Origin of the sequence: Pseudomonas sp. LAM2023, assembly GCF_016620375.1 — a bacterium.
GTDB lineage: Bacteria > Pseudomonadota > Gammaproteobacteria > Pseudomonadales > Pseudomonadaceae > Aquipseudomonas > Aquipseudomonas anuradhapurensis.
On the sequence record NZ_JAENHV010000028.1, the window covers coordinates 17,948 to 38,965 of the forward strand.

The 21,018-nt window shown below is 65.5% G+C and carries 19 protein-coding genes and 1 pseudogene; 15 read left to right on the forward strand and 5 right to left on the reverse strand.

Translation table 11 applies throughout. The features are described 5' to 3' along the window. Positions 1–33: 33 nt before the first annotated feature. A complete protein-coding gene (locus tag JKP78_RS18100; RefSeq protein ID WP_200627129.1) occupies positions 34–660 on the reverse strand; it encodes a LysE family translocator in 627 nt (208 codons plus the stop codon). A gap of 236 nt (positions 661–896) precedes the next feature. Between JKP78_RS18100 and JKP78_RS18105 the strand changes: the two genes are divergently transcribed. The 6 genes from JKP78_RS18105 (at position 897) to JKP78_RS18130 (ending at position 7,766) form a co-directional block, all read left to right on the forward strand. Beyond that, positions 897–1,547, forward strand: a complete 651-nt coding sequence (locus tag JKP78_RS18105; RefSeq protein ID WP_186690073.1) for a DUF998 domain-containing protein — start codon at positions 897–899, stop codon at positions 1,545–1,547. A 136-nt stretch (positions 1,548–1,683) separates the two neighbouring features. Further along, positions 1,684–2,259, forward strand: a complete 576-nt coding sequence (locus JKP78_RS18110) for a hypothetical protein (protein WP_186690071.1) — start codon at positions 1,684–1,686, stop codon at positions 2,257–2,259. Between the two features lie 392 nt (positions 2,260–2,651). Beyond that, positions 2,652–3,134, forward strand: a complete 483-nt coding sequence (locus tag JKP78_RS18115) for a formate dehydrogenase subunit gamma (RefSeq protein ID WP_186690069.1) — start codon at positions 2,652–2,654, stop codon at positions 3,132–3,134. Further along, positions 3,128–4,687, forward strand: coding sequence for a formate dehydrogenase beta subunit (locus JKP78_RS18120; protein WP_186690067.1), 1,560 nt, complete (start codon positions 3,128–3,130; stop codon positions 4,685–4,687). The genes JKP78_RS18115 and JKP78_RS18120 overlap by 7 nt, the downstream gene beginning before the upstream one ends. Then, positions 4,684–7,566, forward strand: a complete 2,883-nt coding sequence (gene fdhF / locus JKP78_RS18125; protein ID WP_186690065.1) for a formate dehydrogenase subunit alpha — start codon at positions 4,684–4,686, stop codon at positions 7,564–7,566. The genes JKP78_RS18120 and fdhF overlap by 4 nt, the downstream gene beginning before the upstream one ends. Next, on the forward strand, positions 7,563–7,766 hold the full coding sequence (locus JKP78_RS18130; RefSeq protein ID WP_186690063.1) for a formate dehydrogenase subunit delta: 204 nt from the start codon (positions 7,563–7,565) through the stop codon (positions 7,764–7,766). The genes fdhF and JKP78_RS18130 overlap by 4 nt, the downstream gene beginning before the upstream one ends. 125 nt (positions 7,767–7,891) lie before the next feature. Here JKP78_RS18130 and JKP78_RS18135 read toward each other — a convergent pair whose 3' ends face one another. Next, positions 7,892–8,755 (reverse strand): universal stress protein, encoded by an 864-nt coding sequence (locus tag JKP78_RS18135; protein WP_186690062.1) that lies wholly within the window; start codon positions 8,753–8,755, stop codon positions 7,892–7,894. A 153-nt stretch (positions 8,756–8,908) separates the two neighbouring features. On the opposite strand from JKP78_RS18135, the gene JKP78_RS18140 reads away from it, so the two are divergent. After that, positions 8,909–9,526, forward strand: coding sequence for a tRNA-(ms[2]io[6]A)-hydroxylase (locus JKP78_RS18140; protein ID WP_170029136.1), 618 nt, complete (start codon positions 8,909–8,911; stop codon positions 9,524–9,526). A gap of 21 nt (positions 9,527–9,547) precedes the next feature. Here JKP78_RS18140 and JKP78_RS18145 read toward each other — a convergent pair whose 3' ends face one another. After that, positions 9,548–9,868: a DUF883 family protein gene (locus JKP78_RS18145; RefSeq protein WP_170029137.1), complete on the reverse strand. Its 321-nt coding sequence runs from the start codon at positions 9,866–9,868 to the stop codon at positions 9,548–9,550. Positions 9,869–9,989: 121 nt separating this feature from the next. On the opposite strand from JKP78_RS18145, the gene JKP78_RS18150 reads away from it, so the two are divergent. After that, a complete protein-coding gene (locus tag JKP78_RS18150; protein WP_025338356.1) occupies positions 9,990–10,253 on the forward strand; it encodes a hypothetical protein in 264 nt (87 codons plus the stop codon). Positions 10,254–10,269: 16 nt separating this feature from the next. Here the strand turns inward: JKP78_RS18150 and JKP78_RS18155 are convergent, their stop codons facing one another. Next, entirely contained in the window at positions 10,270–10,752 is a 483-nt protein-coding gene (locus JKP78_RS18155; protein WP_170029138.1) for an LEA type 2 family protein, read from the reverse strand. A gap of 136 nt (positions 10,753–10,888) precedes the next feature. Between JKP78_RS18155 and JKP78_RS18160 the strand changes: the two genes are divergently transcribed. Together JKP78_RS18160 and JKP78_RS18165 are read left to right on the forward strand one after the other, a co-directional pair. Next, positions 10,889–12,010, forward strand: coding sequence for a sigma-70 family RNA polymerase sigma factor (locus tag JKP78_RS18160; RefSeq protein WP_170029139.1), 1,122 nt, complete (start codon positions 10,889–10,891; stop codon positions 12,008–12,010). 233 nt (positions 12,011–12,243) lie between these two features. After that, the gene (locus JKP78_RS18165) at positions 12,244–14,670 is read left to right on the forward strand and encodes a TonB-dependent siderophore receptor (protein WP_200627142.1); all 2,427 of its coding nucleotides are present in this window, start codon (positions 12,244–12,246) and stop codon (positions 14,668–14,670) included. A 311-nt stretch (positions 14,671–14,981) separates the two neighbouring features. Here JKP78_RS18165 and JKP78_RS18170 read toward each other — a convergent pair whose 3' ends face one another. Further along, the gene (locus JKP78_RS18170; RefSeq protein WP_200627130.1) at positions 14,982–15,872 is read right to left on the reverse strand and encodes a LysR family transcriptional regulator; all 891 of its coding nucleotides are present in this window, start codon (positions 15,870–15,872) and stop codon (positions 14,982–14,984) included. A gap of 102 nt (positions 15,873–15,974) precedes the next feature. On the opposite strand from JKP78_RS18170, the pseudogene JKP78_RS18175 reads away from it, so the two are divergent. The 5 genes and pseudogenes from JKP78_RS18175 to zapE all read left to right on the forward strand — a co-directional run bounded on the left by JKP78_RS18175 (position 15,975) and on the right by zapE (position 21,018). Continuing rightward, positions 15,975–17,055, forward strand: a pseudogene (locus JKP78_RS18175) (polyamine ABC transporter substrate-binding protein). A 24-nt stretch (positions 17,056–17,079) separates the two neighbouring features. Then, positions 17,080–18,042: an agmatinase gene (gene speB, locus JKP78_RS18180; protein WP_200627131.1), complete on the forward strand. Its 963-nt coding sequence runs from the start codon at positions 17,080–17,082 to the stop codon at positions 18,040–18,042. Positions 18,043–18,231: 189 nt separating this feature from the next. After that, a complete protein-coding gene (locus tag JKP78_RS18185) occupies positions 18,232–18,549 on the forward strand; it encodes a hypothetical protein (protein WP_200627132.1) in 318 nt (105 codons plus the stop codon). A 24-nt stretch (positions 18,550–18,573) separates the two neighbouring features. Next, the gene (locus JKP78_RS18190; RefSeq protein WP_200627133.1) at positions 18,574–19,722 is read left to right on the forward strand and encodes a PQQ-dependent sugar dehydrogenase; all 1,149 of its coding nucleotides are present in this window, start codon (positions 18,574–18,576) and stop codon (positions 19,720–19,722) included. A 189-nt stretch (positions 19,723–19,911) separates the two neighbouring features. Next, positions 19,912–21,018: a cell division protein ZapE gene (gene zapE, locus JKP78_RS18195; protein WP_200627134.1), complete on the forward strand. Its 1,107-nt coding sequence runs from the start codon at positions 19,912–19,914 to the stop codon at positions 21,016–21,018.

Genomic DNA, 21,018 nt, shown 5'->3' on the forward strand with positions numbered 1-21,018 from the left:
AGACAATGCGGGGCTCATCCGGAGCCTCGCGGTTTATCGCTGGCTCAAGGCCGCAATCGAAGCGCCGGAGGCGACGAAGGTGAGCCCTGCGCCCACGTTCAGACCATTCACCAGCCGCGGCCGTTGGTACAGATAGCGGGAAAGCACCGTGGCGAAAACGCCCATCAAGGCAAACCCCAAGGCTGTGAGTACTGCAAACCACACGCCGTAAACCACCATCTGCACGCTGACCGAGCCGCGTGCCGGGTCGACGAACTGCGGAATGAACGCCAACACGAACAAGCCTGGCTTCGGGTTCAGTGCTGCCGAAAGCAGGCCAGTCAGGAAGATGTTCGGCAGTGACTGTCGGGATGCCGGCTGGAAGCTGATCAGGCTGCGAGTACGCAAGACCTTGATGCCGAGCCAGAGCAGATAGCCGGCACCGATGAGTTTGATGACCCAGAATGCGACCACTGAGGTTTGCATCAGCAGGGTCAACCCTAACGCAGCGGCTGCGACGTGGAACAGAATGCCTGCGCCTGACGCCAGGCCGGACACGGCCGCGGCGGTCTTGCCCTGGCTCAGGCCACGGCCGATGGCCAGCAGGTTGTCGGGGCCAGGCGCCAGAACCAGCAACACACAGGCGGCGGTATAGGCAAACCAGACACTCATGGGAAACATGGCTCTCTCCTTAAGCCTCATGGAGTTGCCATCCTGACGGTGACCGATGCCGATGGCAAGGGCGCAACGAGCAACAGCATGACCGAGCCTTGGGGGGCACTGGCAGGCCAGGCGCCGAGCCGCAGCCAGGCCTGGGCATCCATGCAAAAAGTGGTAACGCAATGGCCGACGTGTCCCCTAATATGAAGCGCTTTCGCACGAAGCGAAATCGATCACTGGCAAAGGAATGCAGCACCATGAACAACACCAACCGCGCCCTGCTGGGCTCAGGGCTATTGATTCCAATCTGGCTCCTGCTTGGCGTATCACTGACCTCGCTTGGCTATCCGGGCTACAGCCACCTCGATCAGGCGATGAGCCAGTTAGGGGCGACAGGCGCCCCGACTCATGCGTATTCCGCGTGGGTGAACAATTTCCCTCTGGGGCTGCTGTTCGCGCTTTTCGCGTTGGGTGTGGCGCGCCGTTTCGCCGGTTCGCGCCTGGCCCTGTTCAGCGCTGCGTTGATATTGCTTCACGGCCTGGCCAGTTTCGCCACGGGCCTGTTCGCCTGTGACGAGGGCTGCGTACCGGCACAGCCTTCCATTTCCCAGCACATCCACAATGCGGCAGGCCTGGTCATGTTCCTGTCGTTGACGCTGGCGAGCGCGCTGTGGTGTTGGCTGGGCAAGCGATTGCTCTGCTCGTCGGTGTTCGCAGGCTTCTCTGCGCTTTGTCTGGTCCTGGCAATCGCCACTGTGGCGATGATGGGCAAAGCCATGGCAGACGGGCACGGGTTTGGCTTGTATCAGCGACTCAATTACGGCGTGTCCGTGGTCTGGGTCGCTGCGCTGGCATGGGCTGCGCTGCGTGGCAACCAGACACAGTCCGCAGCGCTGCTCCAGCGGTAGCTGTGAGCGCCTGCCGGCCCTGCATGGACAAGGCAGTGGGCTGACGCCGGGGCCGGGCGGTTTGGCACCCTGCCAGTATTGTCTGATCAGTGCACAGGGTTTAGCTTGCAGGGCTCATTTCAAGGAAGATTTGCCAATGAAACGGACCCTGCCGCTGTTATTCGCCTGCGCTCTTTTCCCCCTGCAAGCCTGGTCGGCACTGGAAGTCGGCCAGTTCACCCTGGGCATGCCCAAGCCCCAGACCATGGCCATCCTGCAACAGCAGTTCAGCGAGGTCGAGCAGGTGACGGGCTATCACTATCAGGTACCCACCGAGTTCGTTCAGGGGCGTAACCCGAAGGGTGATTTCAACCTTGGCGGTATTCCCATCACGCAGGTAAAGGCAACCTTCAACGAGACCGACCAGCTTCGTCAGGTGGAGCTGCGCCTGGCCAGCACCGACGAGGCGCAGGTGCAGCAACTGTTGCCGATGGCCCGGCAGGCCAAGCCGGTGCCCAACAGCGGCGGCCGGCTCGAGGCGTTTTCTGCCGACGGTGAACTGGTGTACTGGGTGTCCAAGGATCGGGGCTGGACGGTGGTGACCATCGCCGACCAGGCCAGCTCGGAACAGAACATCAAGGCGCGGGCCAAGAGCGATGAACGCTTCGCCCAGCCGAACCGCAAGTTCGACAAGCTGATCGAGACGGCCGAGGCGGCACAAGGGAAGCACTGATCACCAGGCAGGTCGTGTAGGAGCGGCCTTGTGTCGCGAACGGGGCGCGAAGCGGCCCCAGCACTATTTGTCCTGATGCAATTGTCCCGGGGCAGCGCCGCAGCCCGATCGCGACACCAGGCCGCGCCGACAAGACCGCCAGTGCAGCCCTGACAGCAGTGCGAACCCCGCGTCGGTTTCAGGATGCGCCTGGTCGTTCGCACGCAACCCTCCGGCGCCACAAGTGCCATGCTTGCAGGATGCCTCGGACCAGTACGCGCAGACGTGCGGCCGCAGGCAAGGAGGCCGCTGGTACCACGCAACCGTGACGTGGCCAGCGTGCCGCAGCAGAACACGCCGGATACCTGCCCATACAAACCTTCAGGCGGGTCCGTGATGCCGAGGTCCGCTGTATGCCTGAAGATTTGCTCCACCTGCCCGCGATCCACGACATCCTGGCCCGCGACAAGGATACCCCCGGCGCCCTGTTGCCGATCCTGCACGCCATCCAGCACGCCATCGGCTACGTCCCCGATGCCGCTGTCCCCGAAATTGCTCATGCCCTGAACCTCAGCCTGGCCGAGGTCCGCGGGGTGATCAGCTTCTACCACGATTTCCGTACCACGCCGCCGGCACGCCATACCCTGCGCCTGTGTCGCGCCGAGTCGTGCCAGAGCCGTGGCGCCGAGGCGCTGGCCGCGCAGCTGCGCGAGCAGCTGGCGCTGGACGACCATGGCACCAGCGCCGACGGCGCCATCAGCCTGCGCCCGGTCTATTGCCTGGGCGCCTGCGCCTGCTCGCCGGCGCTGGAGCTGGATGGCCAGGTACATGCGCGCCTCACCCCTGAACGCCTGCGGGCGTTGGTCGACGCCTGCCGGGAGGACGCCGCATGCTGAAGCTCTATATCCCCTGCGATTCGGTAGCCCGTGCGGTGGGTGCCGACCAGGTCGTCGATGCCTTGCAGCGCGAGGCCGAACGCCGCCAATTGGCCTTGGATATCCAGCGCACCAGCTCACGCGGGCTCTACTGGCTGGAGCCGCTGCTGGAGTGCGACAGCGCGCAAGGGCGCCTGGGTTTCGGCCCGCTCACCCCTGAAGACGTGCCGGCCTTGCTCGATGCCCTGGCTGCCGAACCCGCAGGCCACGCGCTGGCGCTGGGGCCGGTCGAACAAATCCCTTATCTCCAGACCCAGCAGCGCCTGCTGTTCGCCCGTGCCGGCATCACCCGGCCCTTGTCGCTGGACGATTACCGTGCCCATGGCGGTTTCGCCGGCCTTGAAGCGGCTGTGGCGCTGGGCGGTGCCGATGTGGTCGCCGCCGTGCTCGATTCCGGCTTGCGTGGCCGCGGTGGCGCGGCCTTCCCGGCGGGCATCAAGTGGCGCACCGTGCGTGACGCCGGGGCAGGGCAGAAGTACGTGGTGTGCAATGCCGACGAAGGCGACTCGGGGACCTTCGCCGACCGCATGCTGATGGAAGGCGACCCGTTCCTGCTGATCGAAGGGATGATCATCGCCGGCCTCGCCGTGGGCGCCGACAAGGGCTACATCTACGTGCGCTCGGAATACCCCGACGCGATCCGCGTGCTCGACCAGGCCTTCGCCATCGCCCGGGATGCCGGCTACCTCGGCAGCGACGTGGCCGGCAGCGGCCAGGCTTTCGACCTGGAAGTGCGGGTCGGCGCCGGTGCCTATATCTGCGGTGAAGAAACCGCACTGCTCGAGTCTATCGAAGGCAAGCGCGGCATCGTCCGGGCCAAGCCACCGCTGCCCGCGCTGCAAGGCCTGTTCGGCCTGCCGACGCTGGTGCACAACGTACTGACCCTGGCCTCGGTGCCGGTCATCCTGGCCAAGGGCGCGGGGTTCTACCGTGATTTCGGCATGGGCCGCTCCTTGGGCACCATGCCGTTCCAGCTGGCCGGCAACATCCGCCACGGCGGCCTGGTCGAGCGCGCCTTCGGCCTGACCCTGCGCGAGCTGGTGGAAGGCTACGGCGGCGGCACGGCCAGTGGGCGGCCGCTGAAGGCGGCCCAAGTGGGTGGGCCGCTCGGCGCCTGGGTGCCGCCCAGCCATTTCGATACGCCGCTGGACTATGAAGCCTTCGCGGCCATGGGCGCGATGCTCGGCCATGGTGGTGTGGTCGTGGCCGACGACACCCTGAACATGGCCAGCATGGCGCGCTTTGCCCTGCAATTCTGCGCCGAGGAATCCTGCGGCAAATGCACCCCGTGCCGCATCGGCTCGACCCGCGGCATGGAAGTGGTCGACCGGCTGATCGCCACCAGCGACCTGACCGAGCGCCATGACCAGGCCCTGTTGCTGCGCGACCTGTGCGACACCATGCAGTACGGCTCGCTGTGCGCCATGGGCGGCATGACCGCCTACCCGGTGGCCAGCGCCCTGAAGTACTTCCCCGCCGATTTCGGGCTGACCCACACGGAGGCCGCGCAGTGATCAATTTCTTCGACCCCGCTTCTGATAAAAGCAGCGACCTCGGCACCCCAGCGCGTGACAGCGAGGTGCAGGTCAGCCTGAGTATCGATGGCCGCTCCGTCACCGTGCCCGCCGGCACCTCGGTGATGCGTGCCGCCGCCATGCTTGGCACCAGCATCCCCAGACTGTGCGCCACCGACAGCCTCGAAGCCTTTGGTTCGTGCCGCATGTGCATGGTGGAAATCGAAGGCATGCGCGGCTACCCGGCGTCCTGCACCACGCCGGTCAGCGAAGGCATGGTGGTGCGCACCGAAACCCCGCGCCTGGCCGGTTTGCGCCGCAACGTCATGGAACTGTACATCTCCGACCACCCGCTGGACTGCCTGACCTGTTCCGCCAACGGCAACTGCGAGCTGCAGACCGTGGCCGGCCAGGTCGGCCTGCGCGAGGTGCGCTATGGCTACGACGGGGCCAACCACTTGGCCGAGAAGAAAGACGTATCCAACCCGTATTTCGACTACGAGCCGAGCAAGTGCATCGTCTGCAGCCGCTGCGTGCGCGCCTGCGAGGACATCCAGGGTACCTTCGCCCTGACCATCACCGGCCGCGGCTTCGAATCGCGGGTAGCGGCGGCGGGAGGGGACAACTTCCTCGCCTCCGAATGCGTCTCGTGCGGTGCCTGTGTGCAGGCCTGCCCGACCGCGACCCTGACCGAAAAGAGCCTGGTGCAGCTGGGCCAGCCCGAGCGCGCAGTCATCACCACCTGCGCCTACTGTGGCGTTGGCTGCTCGTTCCGCGCCGAAATGAAAGGTGACCAGCTGGTGCGCATGGTCCCGGACAAGAACGGCGGCGCCAACCACGGCCATGCCTGCGTCAAGGGCCGTTTCGCCTGGGGCTACGCCACCCACCCGGACCGCATCACCAAGCCGATGATCCGCAAGCGCCTGGAAGACCCTTGGCAGGAAGTCAGCTGGGACGAGGCGGTCAACTATGCAGCCAGCGAGTTCCGCCGCATCCAGCTCAAGTACGGGCGCGACTCGATTGGCGGCATCACCTCCAGCCGTTGCACCAACGAAGAAGCCTACCTGGTACAGAAACTGGTGCGCACCGCGTTCGGCAACAACAACGTCGACACCTGCGCGCGGGTGTGCCATTCGCCCACCGGCTATGGCCTCAAGCAAACCCTGGGTGAGTCTGCCGGTACGCAAAGCTTCGATTCGGTGATGCAGGCCGACGTGGTGCTGGTGATCGGTGCCAACCCCACCGACGCGCACCCGGTGTTCGGTTCGCAGCTCAAGCGGCGCCTGCGCCAGGGCGCACGGCTGATCGTCATCGACCCACGCCGCATCGACCTGGTCGATTCGCCGCATGCCCGCGCCGAGCTGCACCTGCAACTGCGCCCGGGCACCAACGTGGCCATGCTCAATGCCCTGGCCCACGTGATCGTCACTGAAGGCCTGCTGGCTCAGGACTTCATCGACGCGCGCTGCGAGACTGCGGAATTCAACCGCTGGCGCGACTTTGTCAGCCTGGCGGACAACGCCCCCGAAGTGCTCGGCCCGGTCTGTGGCGTGCCGGCCGACCAGATCCGCGCTGCCGCCCGGCTCTACGCCACCGGCGGCAACGCAGCCATCTACTACGGCCTGGGCGTGACCGAGCACAGCCAGGGCAGTACCGCAGTGATGGGCATCGCCAACCTGGCCATGGCCACCGGCAACATCGGCCGTGAAGGGGTAGGGGTGAACCCGCTGCGCGGGCAGAACAACGTGCAGGGGTCCTGCGACATGGGCTCGTTCCCCCACGAACTGCCCGGTTACCGGCACATTTCCAACGAGGGCGTACGCGCCGAGTTCGAGCGTGCCTGGGGTGTGACCCTGCAGCCTGACCCGGGCCTGCGTATTCCCAACATGTTCGAGGCGGCGCTGGACGGCAGTTTCAAGGCGCTGTACTGCCAGGGCGAGGACATTGCCCAGAGCGACCCCAACACCCAGCACGTCACTGCGGCCTTGCTGGCCATGGAGTGCGTGGTGGTGCAGGACATCTTCCTCAACGAAACCGCCAAGTTTGCCCATGTGTTCCTGCCGGGCAGCTCGTTCCTGGAAAAGGACGGCACCTTTACCAACGCCGAGCGGCGCATTTCACGGGTGCGCAAGGTCATGGAGCCGCTGGCCGGCAAGGCCGACTGGGAGGCGACCATTGCCCTGGCCAACGCCCTGGGCTACCCGATGAACTACCGTCACCCGTCCGAGATCATGGACGAGATCGCCCGCCTGACGCCGACCTTCCACCGCGTCAGCTATGCCGAGATCGACCGCCACGGCAGCCTGCAGTGGCCGTGCAACGACGCCGCGCCTGACGGCACGCCGACCATGCACATCGACCAGTTCGTGCGCGGCAAGGGCCGCTTCATGCTCACCGGCTACGTCGCCACCGACGAGAAGGTCAACAACCGCTATCCGTTGTTGCTGACCACCGGGCGTATCCTCAGCCAGTACAACGTCGGCGCCCAGACCCGACGCACCGCCAACGTCGCCTGGCATGACGCCGACCGCCTGGAAATCCACCCGACCGACGCCGAAAGCCGGGGTATCCACGACGGTGACTGGGTCGGTATCGGCAGCCGTGCCGGGCAGACCGTGCTGCGTGCCAAAGTCAGCACGCGAGTGGCGCCGGGCGTGGTGTACACCACGTTCCACTTCCCCGAGTCTGGGGCCAACGTGATCACCACCGACAACTCCGACTGGGCCACCAACTGCCCCGAGTACAAGGTGACGGCAGTGGAGGTGGTGAAAGTGTTCCAGCCTTCGCAGTGGCAGAAGCGTTACCAGGACTTCAGTGAGGAACAGCAGCGGTTGCTGCAGGAGCGCCGTAGCGCAGAGAAGGCCGAGGTGCGCCGATGAGTGCCGACAACCTGGTCAAGATGGCTAACCAGATTGCCCACTACTTCGACAGCGAGCCGGACCACACGCTGGCGGTGCAAGGGATCCGCAACCACCTGCAAAGCTTCTGGACGCCGGCGATGCGCCGGCAATTGACGGAATGGAGTGAGGCCCACCCGGGGGAGGGGCTTGACCCGAAGGTGCGGGAGGCGTTGAGCTAGCCACCGGGGCTGCTCTGCAGCCCGTCGCCGGCAAGCCAGCTCCCACAGGTGCTGCGAATGACGCGAGGTCAGCGCAGTCGCTGTGGGAGCTGGCTTGCCGGCGATAGGGCCCCGACAGGCCGGATTCAACCGCGGGCCAGTTCCGCCAGGTGGGCAATGGCCTCTTCGCTCTTGAGCACCAGTACATCCCCCACCAGCGCATCCAGCACCACCTCCGAGGTATTGCCGATCAGCGCCCCGGAAATCCCCGTGCGGCACACCGTACCGATCACCGTCACCACCGCATCGAGCTTCTGCTCGGTGTGCGGGATCAGCACATCGGCCGGCCCTTCGGCCACGTGCAGGCGCTCCTCGCTGATGTCGTACTCGGCCTGGAACGCCTTGCACGCCTCGCGATAACGCTTTTCGATGGTCTCGCTCAACTGGTACACCGGGTCCGATGCCGACAGCATCGGCGATGGATGGGCGCTGATCACATGCAGCTCGCCCTTGGCCAGCTCGGCAATCCCGAAGCCATGGTCGATGATGCTTGCATGCAGGCGCCGGTGGTCTTCATCCTGGTTGCCCACGTCGACGGCGGCGAGGATCTTGCCGCCGGTCCACGGCCGTTCGCTCTTGACCATCAGCACGGCGCTCGGGCACTGGCGCAGCAGCTTCCAGTCGCTGGGGGTGAGCAGGGCCTTTTTCAGCGGGTTGTCCGGGCGGTGTTCCTTGATCACCAGCTCACAGCCTTCGGCCTGCTGCACATCGATGATCGACTCGTGCAAGGTGTCATGCCAAGCCTGCTCATGGGTGACCTTGTCGTAGCCGTCATCGTGCAGCTGGCTGCTCAGCAGGCTCAGCAGTGCGCTGTGGTCATGCTTCTTGTCGCACATCAGCAGGTGCAGGCGCGCGCCAGTGAGGCTGGCAATCAGCTTGGCCCGGGTCAGGGCCCGGCTGTGGGCATGCGCGGGGTCGAGGACGACGAGGATGCTGCGGACGGCTTGCATGGGCGTTAGCTCCGTTCAAAGGTGGCGACCAATGCCTGACTATAGTCGGCGCTTCCCCCACAGGCGCTTGATACACATCAAGCATAGTCACTGGCGTCGCCCGTCGCCGCCGGTATAATCGCCAACCCTGCCTGGCCTTGTGGTTGCACGCTCATGTCCCTGATCCCCGAAATCGACGCCTTTCTTGGTTGCCCGACGCCAGATGCCTGGATCGCAGCGGCGCTGGCCGACCAGGAAACCCTGCTGATCGACCACAAGAATTGCGAATTCAAGGCCGCCAGCACCGCGTTGAGCCTGATCGCCAAGTACAACACGCACCTCGACCTGATCAACATGATGTCGCGCCTAGCCCGCGAGGAGCTGGTGCACCACGAGCAGGTGCTGCGCCTGATGAAACGTCGTGGCGTGCCACTGCGCCCGGTGTCGGCGGGGCGCTATGCGTCGGGGCTGCGGCGGCTGGTGCGTGCCCACGAGCCGGTCAAGCTGGTGGATACGCTGGTGGTGGGGGCGTTCATCGAGGCGCGCAGCTGCGAGCGTTTTGCCGCGCTGGTGCCGCACCTGGACGAGGAACTGGGCCGTTTCTACCACGGCCTGCTGAAAAGCGAAGCGCGCCACTACCAGGGTTACCTGAAACTGGCGCATCACTACGGCGATGCGGCGGACATCGCCCGCCGGGTAGAACTGGTCCGTGCAGCGGAAGTCGAGCTGATCCAGTCACCGGATCAGGAACTGCGCTTCCACAGTGGTATCCCGCTGGCGCAGGCCGCCTGATCGAACCAGGCGGCCACGGCGTCAGTGACGCCGGCCCAGCAGCAGGCCGACCAGCAGGCCCAGGCCTGCGGAAACCGCCACGGTCTGCCACGGGTGGCCACCGATGTAGTCCTCGGTGGCCTCTACCACCGGTTGCGCCCTGTCGCGCATCCTGTTGGCAGCCTGGCGCGCCTGACGCAGTTTCAACTGCACCTGCGCACGCAAGGTTTCCGCCTCGTCACCTACCAGGGCAGCGCTGTCGTTCAGCAGCCGTTCCGATTCCTCGATCAGCGCCTGCAGTTCGCTGAATACCTGGTCCTTGATCTGATCGCTGTCGGCCGGTGCGGCAGGTTTGCGGGCCATGAACTCGTCCTCGTCGATGGTTGTTGGAGCAATGGATACCGCTGCGCCAGAAAAGTTGCTTCGGCGTGCGGTCTGGGTGTTGGTGTAAGATAGCCGCCATTTACCAGCAAGCGGGTGATTCATGAGTTTCAATCTGGCCAACATGAGCTTCGAGGAACGGGCACAGATCGAGGCAGAGAAGGCACGGTTGTTCGAGCTGTGGCAGAACAACCTGGGCAAGGCCAAGGGCGAAGCGGCGCGGCTGATCGCCGAAAAGCCGCGGCGCAAGGGTAAGTGGGCCGAGTGGGTGCGTGCCGAGCTGGATGGCATGTCGCCGCCGGAATACGCCAACATGGTGCGCAGCGAAGTCAACAAACTGATGGCCGCCGCCAGCGCCAACCGTTGAGCCCCTTGCCTGGCGGCTACCAGTAGCCGCCGCTGGGCAGGTCCAGCTTGCCCTCGTCGGTAAAGCGCACGGTCCCCAGCGGCCCACCGGCCAGCTTGCCGCGTAATCTGTAAGGCAGGCCCTGCAGCGCGTTCACCTGGCCCAACCCATAGGCCTGGCGCAGGAACGCGAATGCCGTGATGCTCACCGGCACCACGATCACCGCTTCGGCATAGCGGCCAATGTGCCCTTGCTGGTCACTGACGCCAGCGGCCAGCGGTTGGCCGTTCACCTCAAGGTTCAGGGCAATGCCGTTGTAATCGATCGGCGTTTCATTAGGGTTTTGCACGCGCATTTTCACGGCCATGCGCAGCTCCAGTTCCTGCCCGGGCAGCGGCTCGATGCCGATCACGCTGATATTGACCGGGTCGCGTGGCTGGAACAGGGCACAAGCCCCTGGGCCGCAGGCCAGCAGCAGGATCAGCAACAGGCGGGTGTAGCGATAAAGACGGGCAGTCATGGGCGGACGACCTTGCCGGAGTGAGCGGTGGGTCAGTGTGGCAAATGCGCGACGGCGTTGAAAGTGGCGGTGCAGATGAAAGATACTGTTTCTCATTAACGTCCGCTAATTCCTCCTACTGGCCGTAACTGATCCCATGCTGACCTCACCCGTGTCGGGCCTGTTGACGAGTTTCCAGGAACACTACGACGACCTGCTGCAGTTCTTGACCCGGCGCATGAGCGACCGCCAACGCGCGGCCGACGTGGCGCAGGAAACCTACCTCAAGCTGGTGAATATCGATCAGCAGGCTGTACCGGTGCTGCACGCGCGGCGTTTCATCTTCCGTGTGGCCGGCAACCTGGCAATCGATGCCTTGCGGCGCGAACAGCGCATTGCCGCCAGCCACGAGCACAGCGAGGGCGCCGACGAGGTGGCCTGCCCGGGGCCAGCGCCGGAGGCGGCATTGCTGGCCCGGGAGCGTTTGCAGATCCTCGACCAGGCGCTGCTGCAGCTGTCCGACAACGCTCGTCAGGCGCTGTTGCTCAACCGCATCGAGGGCCTGACCCAGGCGCAGGTGGCACAACGGCTGGGCGTTTCCGAAAGCATGGTGGCCAAGTATATCGGCCAGGCCCTGCGCCATTGCCGCGACCGCCTCAAGCAGGCGGGGCTGGCTGCGGCGCTGGTGCTGGCCGTTGCCGTGGCGGGTTGGCAGCAGGCACCGGTGCTGCTGGCGGATTACCACACCGGGGTAGGGCAGCGGCAGGTCATCAGCCTGGCCGACGGCTCGCGGGTGACGCTGAACAGCGCCAGTGCCCTGCGCGTGGTGTTCAATGAGCATGAGCGGCGCGTGGTGCTGGAGGCCGGGGAGGCCTTGTTCGAGACCACGGACGATGCACGGCCGTTTGTGGTCGATAGCGCAGGCGAGCGCGTGCAGGGCAGCGCGGCCACCTTCAGCGTGCGCCGTGATGGCCATGTGGTGCTGGCGCGAGGCGCAGCCAAGGTCGGCGAGCATGCACTGCCCGTCGCAGCCGATGCCGGCGCGCAGATGGCCTGGCAGCGCGGCAAGCTGATCTTCAACGGCAGGCCGCTGGGGCAGGTGCTGGCGGAGCTGGAGCGCTACCGGCATGGGCGGATCGTGTTGTCGGACAGCAAGCTGGCGGCGCTGGAGGTCAGTGGGGTGTTCGACCTGGATGAGCCGCAAGCGCTGTTGCAGACCCTAGAGCAGCGCTATGGCTTGCGGGTCACCTACTTGCCCTGGCTGGCCGTGGTTTATTGATCCGTCGATACCGGCCTTTTCGCGGCTGCAGCCGCTCCTGCAGGGGCTGCATGGCCTTGCGGACCTGTGCGGTACTGGTGGGAGCGGGTTCAGCCGCGAAGCGCTCGGCACGGGCAGAATGAAAATTTTTTTCATTTGCCACTGCAAGTTCCGGGAGGCCAGATCGTCGTAGGGGGACTGATCAGCAACTCATTCTCATTTACGACTTGTCTGGAAGCTCACCCGTGCCTCTGATGTTCAAGCCCATGTTCCGCCGCCGCGTCCCTCTTCACCATGCCCTGGTCTCCTGCAGTGCCCTGGCCATGCTGCTCGGCCCACTGCAGGCTGGCGCCGCGAGCGCTGCCGAACAGGCCCAGGTCCAGGCGCGCCAGGTCCAGCTGGACTTGCCAGCGCAACCTTTGGATCAGGCCCTGACCACCTTCGCCGACCAGGCCGATCTGCACCTGTTGTACACCACCAGCGACGTCGCCGGGCGAGCCAGCCCAGCCTTGCAGGGGCGTTACAGCGTCGAGCAGGCCCTGCAGCAACTGCTGGCCGCCAGCGGCATGCGCTGGCACTTCAGCGACGCCCGCACGGTCACCCTGCACAAGGCCGAAAGTGCACCGCAGGCCGTCAACCTCAAGCCGATCGAAGTCAGCGTGGCCTCGCGCACCAGCACCGCGATCAGCGAAATCCCCGGCACCGTCTGGGTCGTCGACCAGCAGCAACTGCGCGAGCAGATCGACAGCGGCGTCAGCTTGAAGGAAGCCATCGGCAAACTGGTGCCAGGCCTCGACCTGGCGCCAGAAGGGCGCACCAACTATGGCCAGAACATGCGCGGGCGCAACGTACTGGTAATGATCGACGGGGTCAGCCAGAACAGCTCGCGCGGCCTGTCGCGCCAGTTCGACAGCATTTCGCCGTTCAACGTCGAGCGGGTCGAGGTGTTGTCCGGAGCCAGCGCCATCTACGGCGGCGGCGCCACTGGCGGCATCATCAACATCGTGACCAAGAAGGGTGAACCGGGCCCGGCACGCTTCGAGACCCAGCTTGGCGCCAGCAGCGGCTTCAACAACAGCGACGACCTGTCCACCCGTATCGCCCAGTCGATCAGTGGCGGCAACGAGCGGGTCAACGCCCGCCTGGGTATCTCCGGCGAGCAGAACGAAGCCTTCTACGACGGCGCGGGCGAGCAGATCTTCATCGACAACACCCAGACCGACCTGCAGTACAACCGCACTGTTGACGTGCTCGGTACCCTCGGGCTGCAACTGAATGACCAGCAGAGCCTCGACCTGCTGGCCCAGTACTATGACTCGGGTAACCATGGCAGTACCGGTATCTACTTCCCCAACCTCAACTACAACGCCCCGTCCGACCTCGAAGACGCCGAGTTGCGCAGTGGCTACTCGTCGGGCCTGGAGCCGCGTACCCGGCGCCTGCTGCTCAACGCCAACTACCACCACACTGATGTGCTGGGCCAGGATTTCTACCTGCAGGCCTCGTACCGCAAGGAAAACGACAACTTCTACCCGTTCCCGTACTACAACCGCGCCACCCCCACGGGCTCGCGCGGGGTGTACTTTGCCGCCTCGCAGCAGAACTTCGAGGTCACCAGCCTCAAGGGCCTGTTCGCCAAGCAGTGGGACACGCTGAAGCTGACGTATGGTGTCGATCTGGACCATGAGCGTTTCAATGCCCAGCAGACCACTTTCAACGCCCAGACTTCTTCCGAGTCGGGCGGCCTGGAGCTGGACAAGGACAGCAAGGCCGCGCGCTACCCCAGCTATCAGGTCGACGGTGTATCGATCTACGCCCAGCTGGACTGGCATGCCAGCGACAACCTGACCCTGTCCAGCGGCGCCCGGCGCCAGCAGATGGACGTGGACGTCAGCGACTTCAAGGGTGTGCCGGGCGGCAGCAACGACTACCAGGTCAACCTGTTCAACGTTGGAGCCATCTACGACTTCAAGAACGGTCACCAGGTGTGGACCAACTACGGCGAAGGCTTCGACCTGCCCGACCCGGCCAAGTACTACGGCAAGCCCGGCCTGAGTGTCGCCGACAACCCGCTGGCCGGTATCAAGAGCCGCCAGGTGGAGCTGGGCTGGCGTTATGCCGACCTGGACTGGGATGCCCAGGCGGCGCTGTACTACATCTGGTCGGACAAGATCATCAACGTCGATTCGCAGACCCTGACCATCGATGTGGAAGAGCAGAAGAGCCGTGACTTCGGTTTCGAAGGTGCGCTGACCCGTCACTTCCAGAGTGGCTGGGAAACCGGCGGCACGTTGCACCTGACCCGTTCCGAACAAGAGGATGCCGATGGCGACTGGATCAAGCGGGATGCCCGCTATGCCTCGCTGTCCAAGGCCACCGCGTTCGTCGGCTGGAAGGGTGACGGCCGGACGGCGCGCTTGCAGGCCAACCACGCGTTCAGCTTGAAGGACGATGCCGACCACGAGATCGACGGCTACACCACCTTCGACCTGCTGGGTAGCCAGGACACCGGCTTCGGCACCTTCAGCGCCGGCATCCAGAACCTGCTGGACAAGCAGTACAGCACGGTCTGGGGGCAGCGCGCGACGCTGTTCTATTCGCCGACCTACGGGCCAGCCTACCTGTATGACTACCAGGGGCGTGGGCGCACCTACACCCTGACCTGGAGCATGGCTTACTAACCCTGTCCCAGGGTGGAATTGCCCCTGGCAGGAGCGGCCTTGTGTCGCGATGGGCCACAAAGCGGCCCCGGCCACAGCTGTGGCGTCCGAAATCGTGGGGGTGCTTCGCACCCCTTTCGCGACACAAGGCCGCTCCTACCGGTACAGCGTCAACCCGAAGCCGGCGCGGTTCACACCTGTAGGAGCGGATTTATCCGCGATGCAGGCGCTGCGGTGGATGGCACCGGCTGCGCCGGTGATCGCGGCCGAAGCCGCTCCAACAGATTCCGCGCCAGGGCCGTACCTGGGGGCAAGCTCGCGATGCGGCCGGTTCAGGCAAACGCCGTCAGCAAATCCTGCGCAAATGCCTGCTGTGCCTCGCCAACCCCCTGCGCCCGATGCCGGGCCAGGGTAAACGGCACGACGAAATCCAGCCGCGAATCCAACGCCCATAACAGCCCCTCGGCCTCCCAGGTCTGCGCGTAATGACGGGGCAGGTAACCGATGTGCCGCCCCGACAGGACAAACGTCAGCACGCTCTCGATCTGTTCCGCGACCGCCATGCTGCGCCGGCTCTGGAACGGCTCGCCGCCCTTGAGAAACCGGTACGGATGGCGCACCTGGTCCATTTCCAGCAAGCGCTCGTGCGTCACCCCCGTTACGCCGAACAGCACATGCCCGGCGCCGCAATACAGCCGCTGCCGCTCCTCGAACAGCGGCTGGTAATCGAACGCCGCCTGGTTACCGGAGAAATAGCTGATGGCGTAGTCCAGCCGCTGCTCCAGCAACAGCCGCTCCAGCTCCGCCGGCGGCGCACTGATCAGCTCCAGCTGCACCGCCTCGGCACGCCGGCGAAACGCCGCGATGGCCGCTGCCAGGCGCAGGTTCACCGCCTTGTCCTGATTCTCTGCCATGCCGACCCGAACCGTCCCCAACAGCCGCCCGGCAACGCCATTGGCCTGCTGGCGGAAGCGCTCGACGTCCAGCAGCAGGTCACGCGTGGCGTCCAGCAGTAACGCACCTTTTTCGGTCAGGGCAAAACCGCCCTTGCCCCGGCTGCACAGGCGGTAGCCCAAGCGCGTTTCCAGCTGCGCCATGCGCTGGCTGATGGTGGGTTGGCTCAGGCCCAGCACGCCCTGGGCAGCGCTGAAGCCACCGGCCTCGACTACAGTGACGAACAGCCGCAGCAGGTGCAGGTCGAGGTCGTGCAGTTGTCCGAGCATTACATTGCTCCTGATGAATGTCAGCTTTGCAAACTTGCCATTCCTGCAATGTAACCCGGCTGGCATGCTCGCGGCATCCACCCACTTGCCGAGGTGTCCGCCATGCATCGCTCGTTGTGCCTGCTGTCTCTGCTCCTGGCCTTGCCACTGCAGGCCGAGGAAAAGGTTGTCAATCTGTACAGCTGGGCCGACTACGTCGCCCCGCAAACCCTGCAGCGCTTCGAGCAGGAAACCGGCTACAAGGTGCGCTACGACACCTTCGACACCACCGAGGTGCTGGAAACCAAGCTGCTGACCGGTGGCAGTGGCTACGACGTGGTGGTGCCGTCTTCCAGCGTACTGGCCCGGGCGCTGAAGGCCAATGCCTTGCAGCCGCTCGACGCCCAGGCCATGCCCGGCTATGCCAACCTCGACCCGGACCTGCTGGCCAAGCTCGCCGAAGCCGACCCCGGCAACCGCCATGCCGTGCCCTACACCTGGGGCACCCTGGGCCTGGGGGTGAATGTCGAAGCGGTACGCCAGCGCCTGGGCGATGTGCCGCTGGACAGCCTTGACCTGTTGTTCAAGCCCGAGTACGCCAGCCGCCTCAAGGACTGTGGCATCGCCATGCCCGACTCGCCGCAGGAAGTGATCGGCGTCGCCCTGAACTATCTGGGCAAGGACCCCTACAGCCAAAGCAAGGGCGACTTGGCGGCGGCGCAACAGCTGTTGAGCCAGTTGCAGCCTTCGATCAGCTACGTTGCCAATGGCCGGCAGATCAGCGACCTGGCGAACGGCAGCGTGTGCCTGGCATTGACCTACAACGGCGATGCAGCGATGGCCGCCGACCAGGCGCGCCGCGCCGGCAAGCCGTTCGAGCTGGTCTACCGCATCCCCCGCGAGGGGACGCTGGTCTGGCAGGACAACCTGGTCATCCCCAGGGACGCCCCGCACCCCGAAGCGGCGCGGGCGTTCATTGCCTTACATGCTCAAGCCCGAGTCGGTCGCCGCGCTGACCAATACGCTGTTCTTCGCCAACGCCAACCAGGCAGCCACGCCGCTGGTGGACGAAGCGGTGCGCAATGACCCGGACATCTACCCGCCGCAGGCGGTACGCCAGCGGCTGTATGCCGACCGCAGCATGGCCCTGGCCGACCTGCGCCAGCGCAACCGCCTGTGGACCGCCTTCCGCAGCCGCCAGTAACCGATGATGAACAGGAGCCCGACCGTGGAGCACGCTGCAAACAATGACCAAGCCATGACCCGCGACAGCCTGTACGGCACCGCCGCGGAAAGTACCTACGCCGGTATCACCAGTTTTTCCCGCCGCCGTTACAGCCGTGACCTGCGTGGCGTCGATGTGGTCGTCAGCGGGGTGCCGTTCGATACGGCTACCAGCAACCGCCCCGGCGCGCGCTTTGGCCCGCGGGCGATCCGCGCCGCCTCGGTGCAGCAGGCCTGGGCCCGGCATTGGCCGTGGGCGTTCGATCCGTTCGATCACCTGGCGGTGATCGATTACGGCGATTGCGCCTTCGACAGTGGCACGCCGCAATCGGTACCGGACAGCATCGAGGCGCATGCGGCGCATATCCTGGAGGCGGGCTGCGCCATGCTCACCCTGGGCGGCGACCATTTCATCAGCTACCCGTTGCTCAAGGCCCACGCGCGGCGCCACGGCCCGCTGGCGCTGATCCACTTCGATGCACACAGCGACACCTGGCCGGACGAGGAGGGCCAGCGCATCGACCATGGCACCATGTTCTGGCATGCCGCTCGCGAAGGCCTGGTAGACCCGGCCTGTTCGGTACAGATTGGCCTGCGCACCACCAATGACGACAGCCAGGGCTTTGCCATCCTTGATGCCCGCCAGGTGCACCGCCAGGGCAGCGAGGCGGTGATTGGGGCGATTCGCCAGCGGGTGGGCGAACGACCGGTGTACCTGACCTTCGATATCGACTGCCTCGACCCGGCCTACGCGCCCGGTACCGGCACGCCGGTGTGCGGCGGGCTGAGCACGCTGCAGGCGCTGGAGATCCTCGGTGGCTTGCGCGGTATCAACCTGGTCGGCATGGACCTGGTGGAGGTGGCACCGGCCTATGACCACGCCGACATCACCGCGCTGGCGGGGGCCACCCTGGCGATGGAGATGCTGTGCCTGTATGCCGCACGGCACAAGGTGCAGGCCCCGTAATCAGCGCCGAGGCGAACGGTTCCCCTGTAGGAGCGGCCTTGTGTCGCGAAGGGCTGCGCAGCAGCCCCCGAAGCCCATACTGAAACATCAGGAATCATCTCCACCCGCATTCACACTTTTGCCGCGAACCCTTCGCGCCGTAGGCTATCAAAGCCACCAGGCGCGGCTTTTTCGTACAGGAGGTGAAGCATGACCCCAACCTTGCCCATCCTGGCACTCGGCCTGGCGCTGTCTCTGCCTGCGCAGGCCGCAGCCGAGCCACCGGTGCAAATCGCCGCCAGCAACAACACCCCCTACAACAGCCCGGTCCAGCGCGCCAACCCCAACAGCCGCCAGGGCAGCGTGCCGGCCACGCCGCCGCTGCGTGGCCCGTCCACCGAGCCTTACCCGCGCCCACCCACGCTGGATAATCGTGGCATTGGCAACGGCGACAACCTGCGTCGCCAGCAACAGCCCCCGAACCTGGAACCCACCCGGCCGCCCCGCGACAACCCGCGCGCGCCGTGAGCCAAGTACGCAAAGGAATCCTGCATGCGCCAAGCAACCTGGCTTGTCACCGTCACTGCCGCCGCACTGCTGCCGCTGTTGGCGCAGGCGGCGGCCGAACAGCAGTTGCGCAGTGAAGAAGGCAGCTTGACCGTCAATACCGTAGCCGATGGCCTGCGCCACCCCTGGGCCCTGGCGTTTCTGCCGGGCGGCAAGGACATGCTGGTCACCGAGCGTGCCGGTAACCTGCGGCTGGTCAACGCCGAAGGCAAGGTCGGCGCACCGATCAGCGGCGTGCCCAAGGTCTGGGCCGAGGGCCAGGGCGGCCTGCTGGATGTGGTGCTGTCCCCGGACTTCGCCAAGGACCGCACCGTCTACCTGTCCTATGCCGAGGAAGGCAGTGATGGCAAGGCTGGTACTGCAGTGGGCCGTGGCCAGTTGTCCAGCGACCGTGCCCGGCTGGAAAATTTCACCGTGATCTTCCGCCAGCAGCCCAAGCTGTCGGTCGGCAACCACTTCGGCTCGCGCCTGGTGTTCGACCGCGACGGCTACCTGTTCATCACCCTCGGCGAGAACAACCAGCGCCCGACCGCCCAGGACCTGGACAAGCTGCAAGGCAAGATCGTGCGCATCCTGCCAGACGGTGAGGTGCCCAGGGACAACCCCTTCGTTGGCCGGGACAATGTGCGGCCGGAGATCTGGTCGTATGGCCACCGCAATCCGCAAGGCGCCGCGCTCAACCCCTGGACCGGCAAGCTCTGGACCCACGAGCACGGCCCGCGTGGCGGCGACGAGATCAACATCCCCAAGCCTGGCAAGAACTACGGTTGGCCGCTGGCGACCCATGGCATCAACTACTCGCTGCTGCCTATTCCCGAGGCCGAGGGCAAGCACGTGGACGGAATGGTCGACCCACAGCATGTCTGGGAGCAGTCGCCGGGGGTCAGCGGCATGGCGTTCTACGACAGCCCGACGTTCAAGGCGTGGGACCACAACCTGTTCATTGGCGCGCTGGCCACCCAGGAGCTGATCCGTCTGCAGCTGGATGGCGACAAGGTAGTGCATGAAGAGCGGCTGCTGGGGGAGCTGAAGGCGCGTATCCGCGATGTACGGGTGGGGCCGGACGGCTACCTGTATGTACTGACCGATGACAAGGATGGCGCGCTGCTCAAGGTAGGCCTGGGCGACGCTTGATCACCACTGCTGCACGCGGCCCCTGTGGGAGCGGGCGTGCCCGCGAAGCAGGCGCCGCGGTGGATGGCACGGGCTTCGTCCGTGTTCGCGGGCACGCCCGCTCCCACAGGGATCGCGGCAGCCTTTTGAATTCATATAAGACCGTTGTTTCCACAAGGTCCGCGGTATGGCAGCCGTGTAGAATGCCGCATGGCTATCGATCCCCACTCCCTCTACCAGCAGGCCCTGACCACCCAGGGCTATGTCGCCGACCCGGCCCAGGCCCGTGCCGTCGAGGCTTTGCAGGCCTGCTTCCAGGCTGTCGAACAAGGCCGCGCCAGCCTCGGCATCTACCTCTGGGGCCCGGTCGGCCGTGGCAAGACCTGGCTGATGGACCAGTTTCACCGGTGCCTGCAGGTTCCCAGTCGGCGCCAGCACTTCCACCATTTCATGGCCTGGGTCCACCAGCGCCTGTTCCAGCTTAACGGCACCGCAGACCCGCTGCTGGCGCTGGCCCGGGAGCTGGCCGGGCAGATCCGCGTGCTGTGCTTCGACGAGCTGTTCGTCAACGACATCGGTGACGCGATCATCCTCGGTCGCCTGTTCCAGGTGCTGTTCGAACAGGGCGTGGTCATCGTCGCCACCTCCAACCAGCCACCCGAACAGCTGTATCGCGACGGCTTCAACCGAGAGCGTTTCCTGCCCGCCATCGCCGCCATCCAGCGGCACATGCAGGTACTGCCGGTAGCCGGCGAGCAGGACCATCGCCTGCACCCCGGCGCCGCCCGCCAGCGTTACTGGGTGGCGCAGGCGGGGCAGGCCAGCCAGCTGGATGAAGTGTTCCGCCAGCTCAGCCCGAGCGACGCGGGCGATGACCAGCCCTTGGCCCTGGGGGGCAGGCAGGTGCAGGTGGTGCGGCGCAGCCAGCAGGCTATCTGGTGCCGCTTCAGCGACTTGTGTGAACAACCGCTGGCGGCCATGGAGTTCATGGCCCTGTGCGACCGTTTCCCGGCCATCCTGGTATCGGGCGTTCCGGCGCTCGGCGGTGAGCAGCGGGCCGGGCGCATCGCCCGTGGCACCGAGGACGGCGCGCAGCGGGTGGCGGCGGGCGAGCGCGAACTGCCAGCGCTCTCACCCAAGGATGATGCGGTGCGCCGCTTCATTGCCCTGGTCGACGAATGCTACGACCGCCGGGTGGCGTTGTACCTGGAAGCGCAGGTGCCTCTCGATGCCCTCTACACTCAAGGGTATCTGGCGTTCCCGTACCAACGGACCCTGAGCCGGCTACGGGAGATGCAACTGCAACGCTTCGCCTGA

Coding starts and splice junctions, on each gene's coding strand:
- JKP78_RS18100 (WP_200627129.1), bottom strand. CDS start 660: ATGTTTCCCATGAGTGTCTGGTTTGCCTATACCGCCGCCTGTGTGTTG.
- JKP78_RS18105 (WP_186690073.1), top strand. CDS start 897: ATGAACAACACCAACCGCGCCCTGCTGGGCTCAGGGCTATTGATTCCA.
- JKP78_RS18110 (WP_186690071.1), top strand. CDS start 1,684: ATGAAACGGACCCTGCCGCTGTTATTCGCCTGCGCTCTTTTCCCCCTG.
- JKP78_RS18115 (WP_186690069.1), top strand. CDS start 2,652: ATGCCTGAAGATTTGCTCCACCTGCCCGCGATCCACGACATCCTGGCC.
- JKP78_RS18120 (WP_186690067.1), top strand. CDS start 3,128: ATGCTGAAGCTCTATATCCCCTGCGATTCGGTAGCCCGTGCGGTGGGT.
- JKP78_RS18130 (WP_186690063.1), top strand. CDS start 7,563: ATGAGTGCCGACAACCTGGTCAAGATGGCTAACCAGATTGCCCACTAC.
- JKP78_RS18135 (WP_186690062.1), bottom strand. CDS start 8,755: ATGCAAGCCGTCCGCAGCATCCTCGTCGTCCTCGACCCCGCGCATGCC.
- JKP78_RS18140 (WP_170029136.1), top strand. CDS start 8,909: ATGTCCCTGATCCCCGAAATCGACGCCTTTCTTGGTTGCCCGACGCCA.
- JKP78_RS18145 (WP_170029137.1), bottom strand. CDS start 9,868: ATGGCCCGCAAACCTGCCGCACCGGCCGACAGCGATCAGATCAAGGAC.
- JKP78_RS18150 (WP_025338356.1), top strand. CDS start 9,990: ATGAGTTTCAATCTGGCCAACATGAGCTTCGAGGAACGGGCACAGATC.
- JKP78_RS18155 (WP_170029138.1), bottom strand. CDS start 10,752: ATGACTGCCCGTCTTTATCGCTACACCCGCCTGTTGCTGATCCTGCTG.
- JKP78_RS18160 (WP_170029139.1), top strand. CDS start 10,889: ATGCTGACCTCACCCGTGTCGGGCCTGTTGACGAGTTTCCAGGAACAC.
- JKP78_RS18165 (WP_200627142.1), top strand. CDS start 12,244: ATGTTCAAGCCCATGTTCCGCCGCCGCGTCCCTCTTCACCATGCCCTG.
- JKP78_RS18170 (WP_200627130.1), bottom strand. CDS start 15,872: ATGCTCGGACAACTGCACGACCTCGACCTGCACCTGCTGCGGCTGTTC.
- JKP78_RS18185 (WP_200627132.1), top strand. CDS start 18,232: ATGACCCCAACCTTGCCCATCCTGGCACTCGGCCTGGCGCTGTCTCTG.
- JKP78_RS18190 (WP_200627133.1), top strand. CDS start 18,574: ATGCGCCAAGCAACCTGGCTTGTCACCGTCACTGCCGCCGCACTGCTG.
- zapE (WP_200627134.1), top strand. CDS start 19,912: ATGGCTATCGATCCCCACTCCCTCTACCAGCAGGCCCTGACCACCCAG.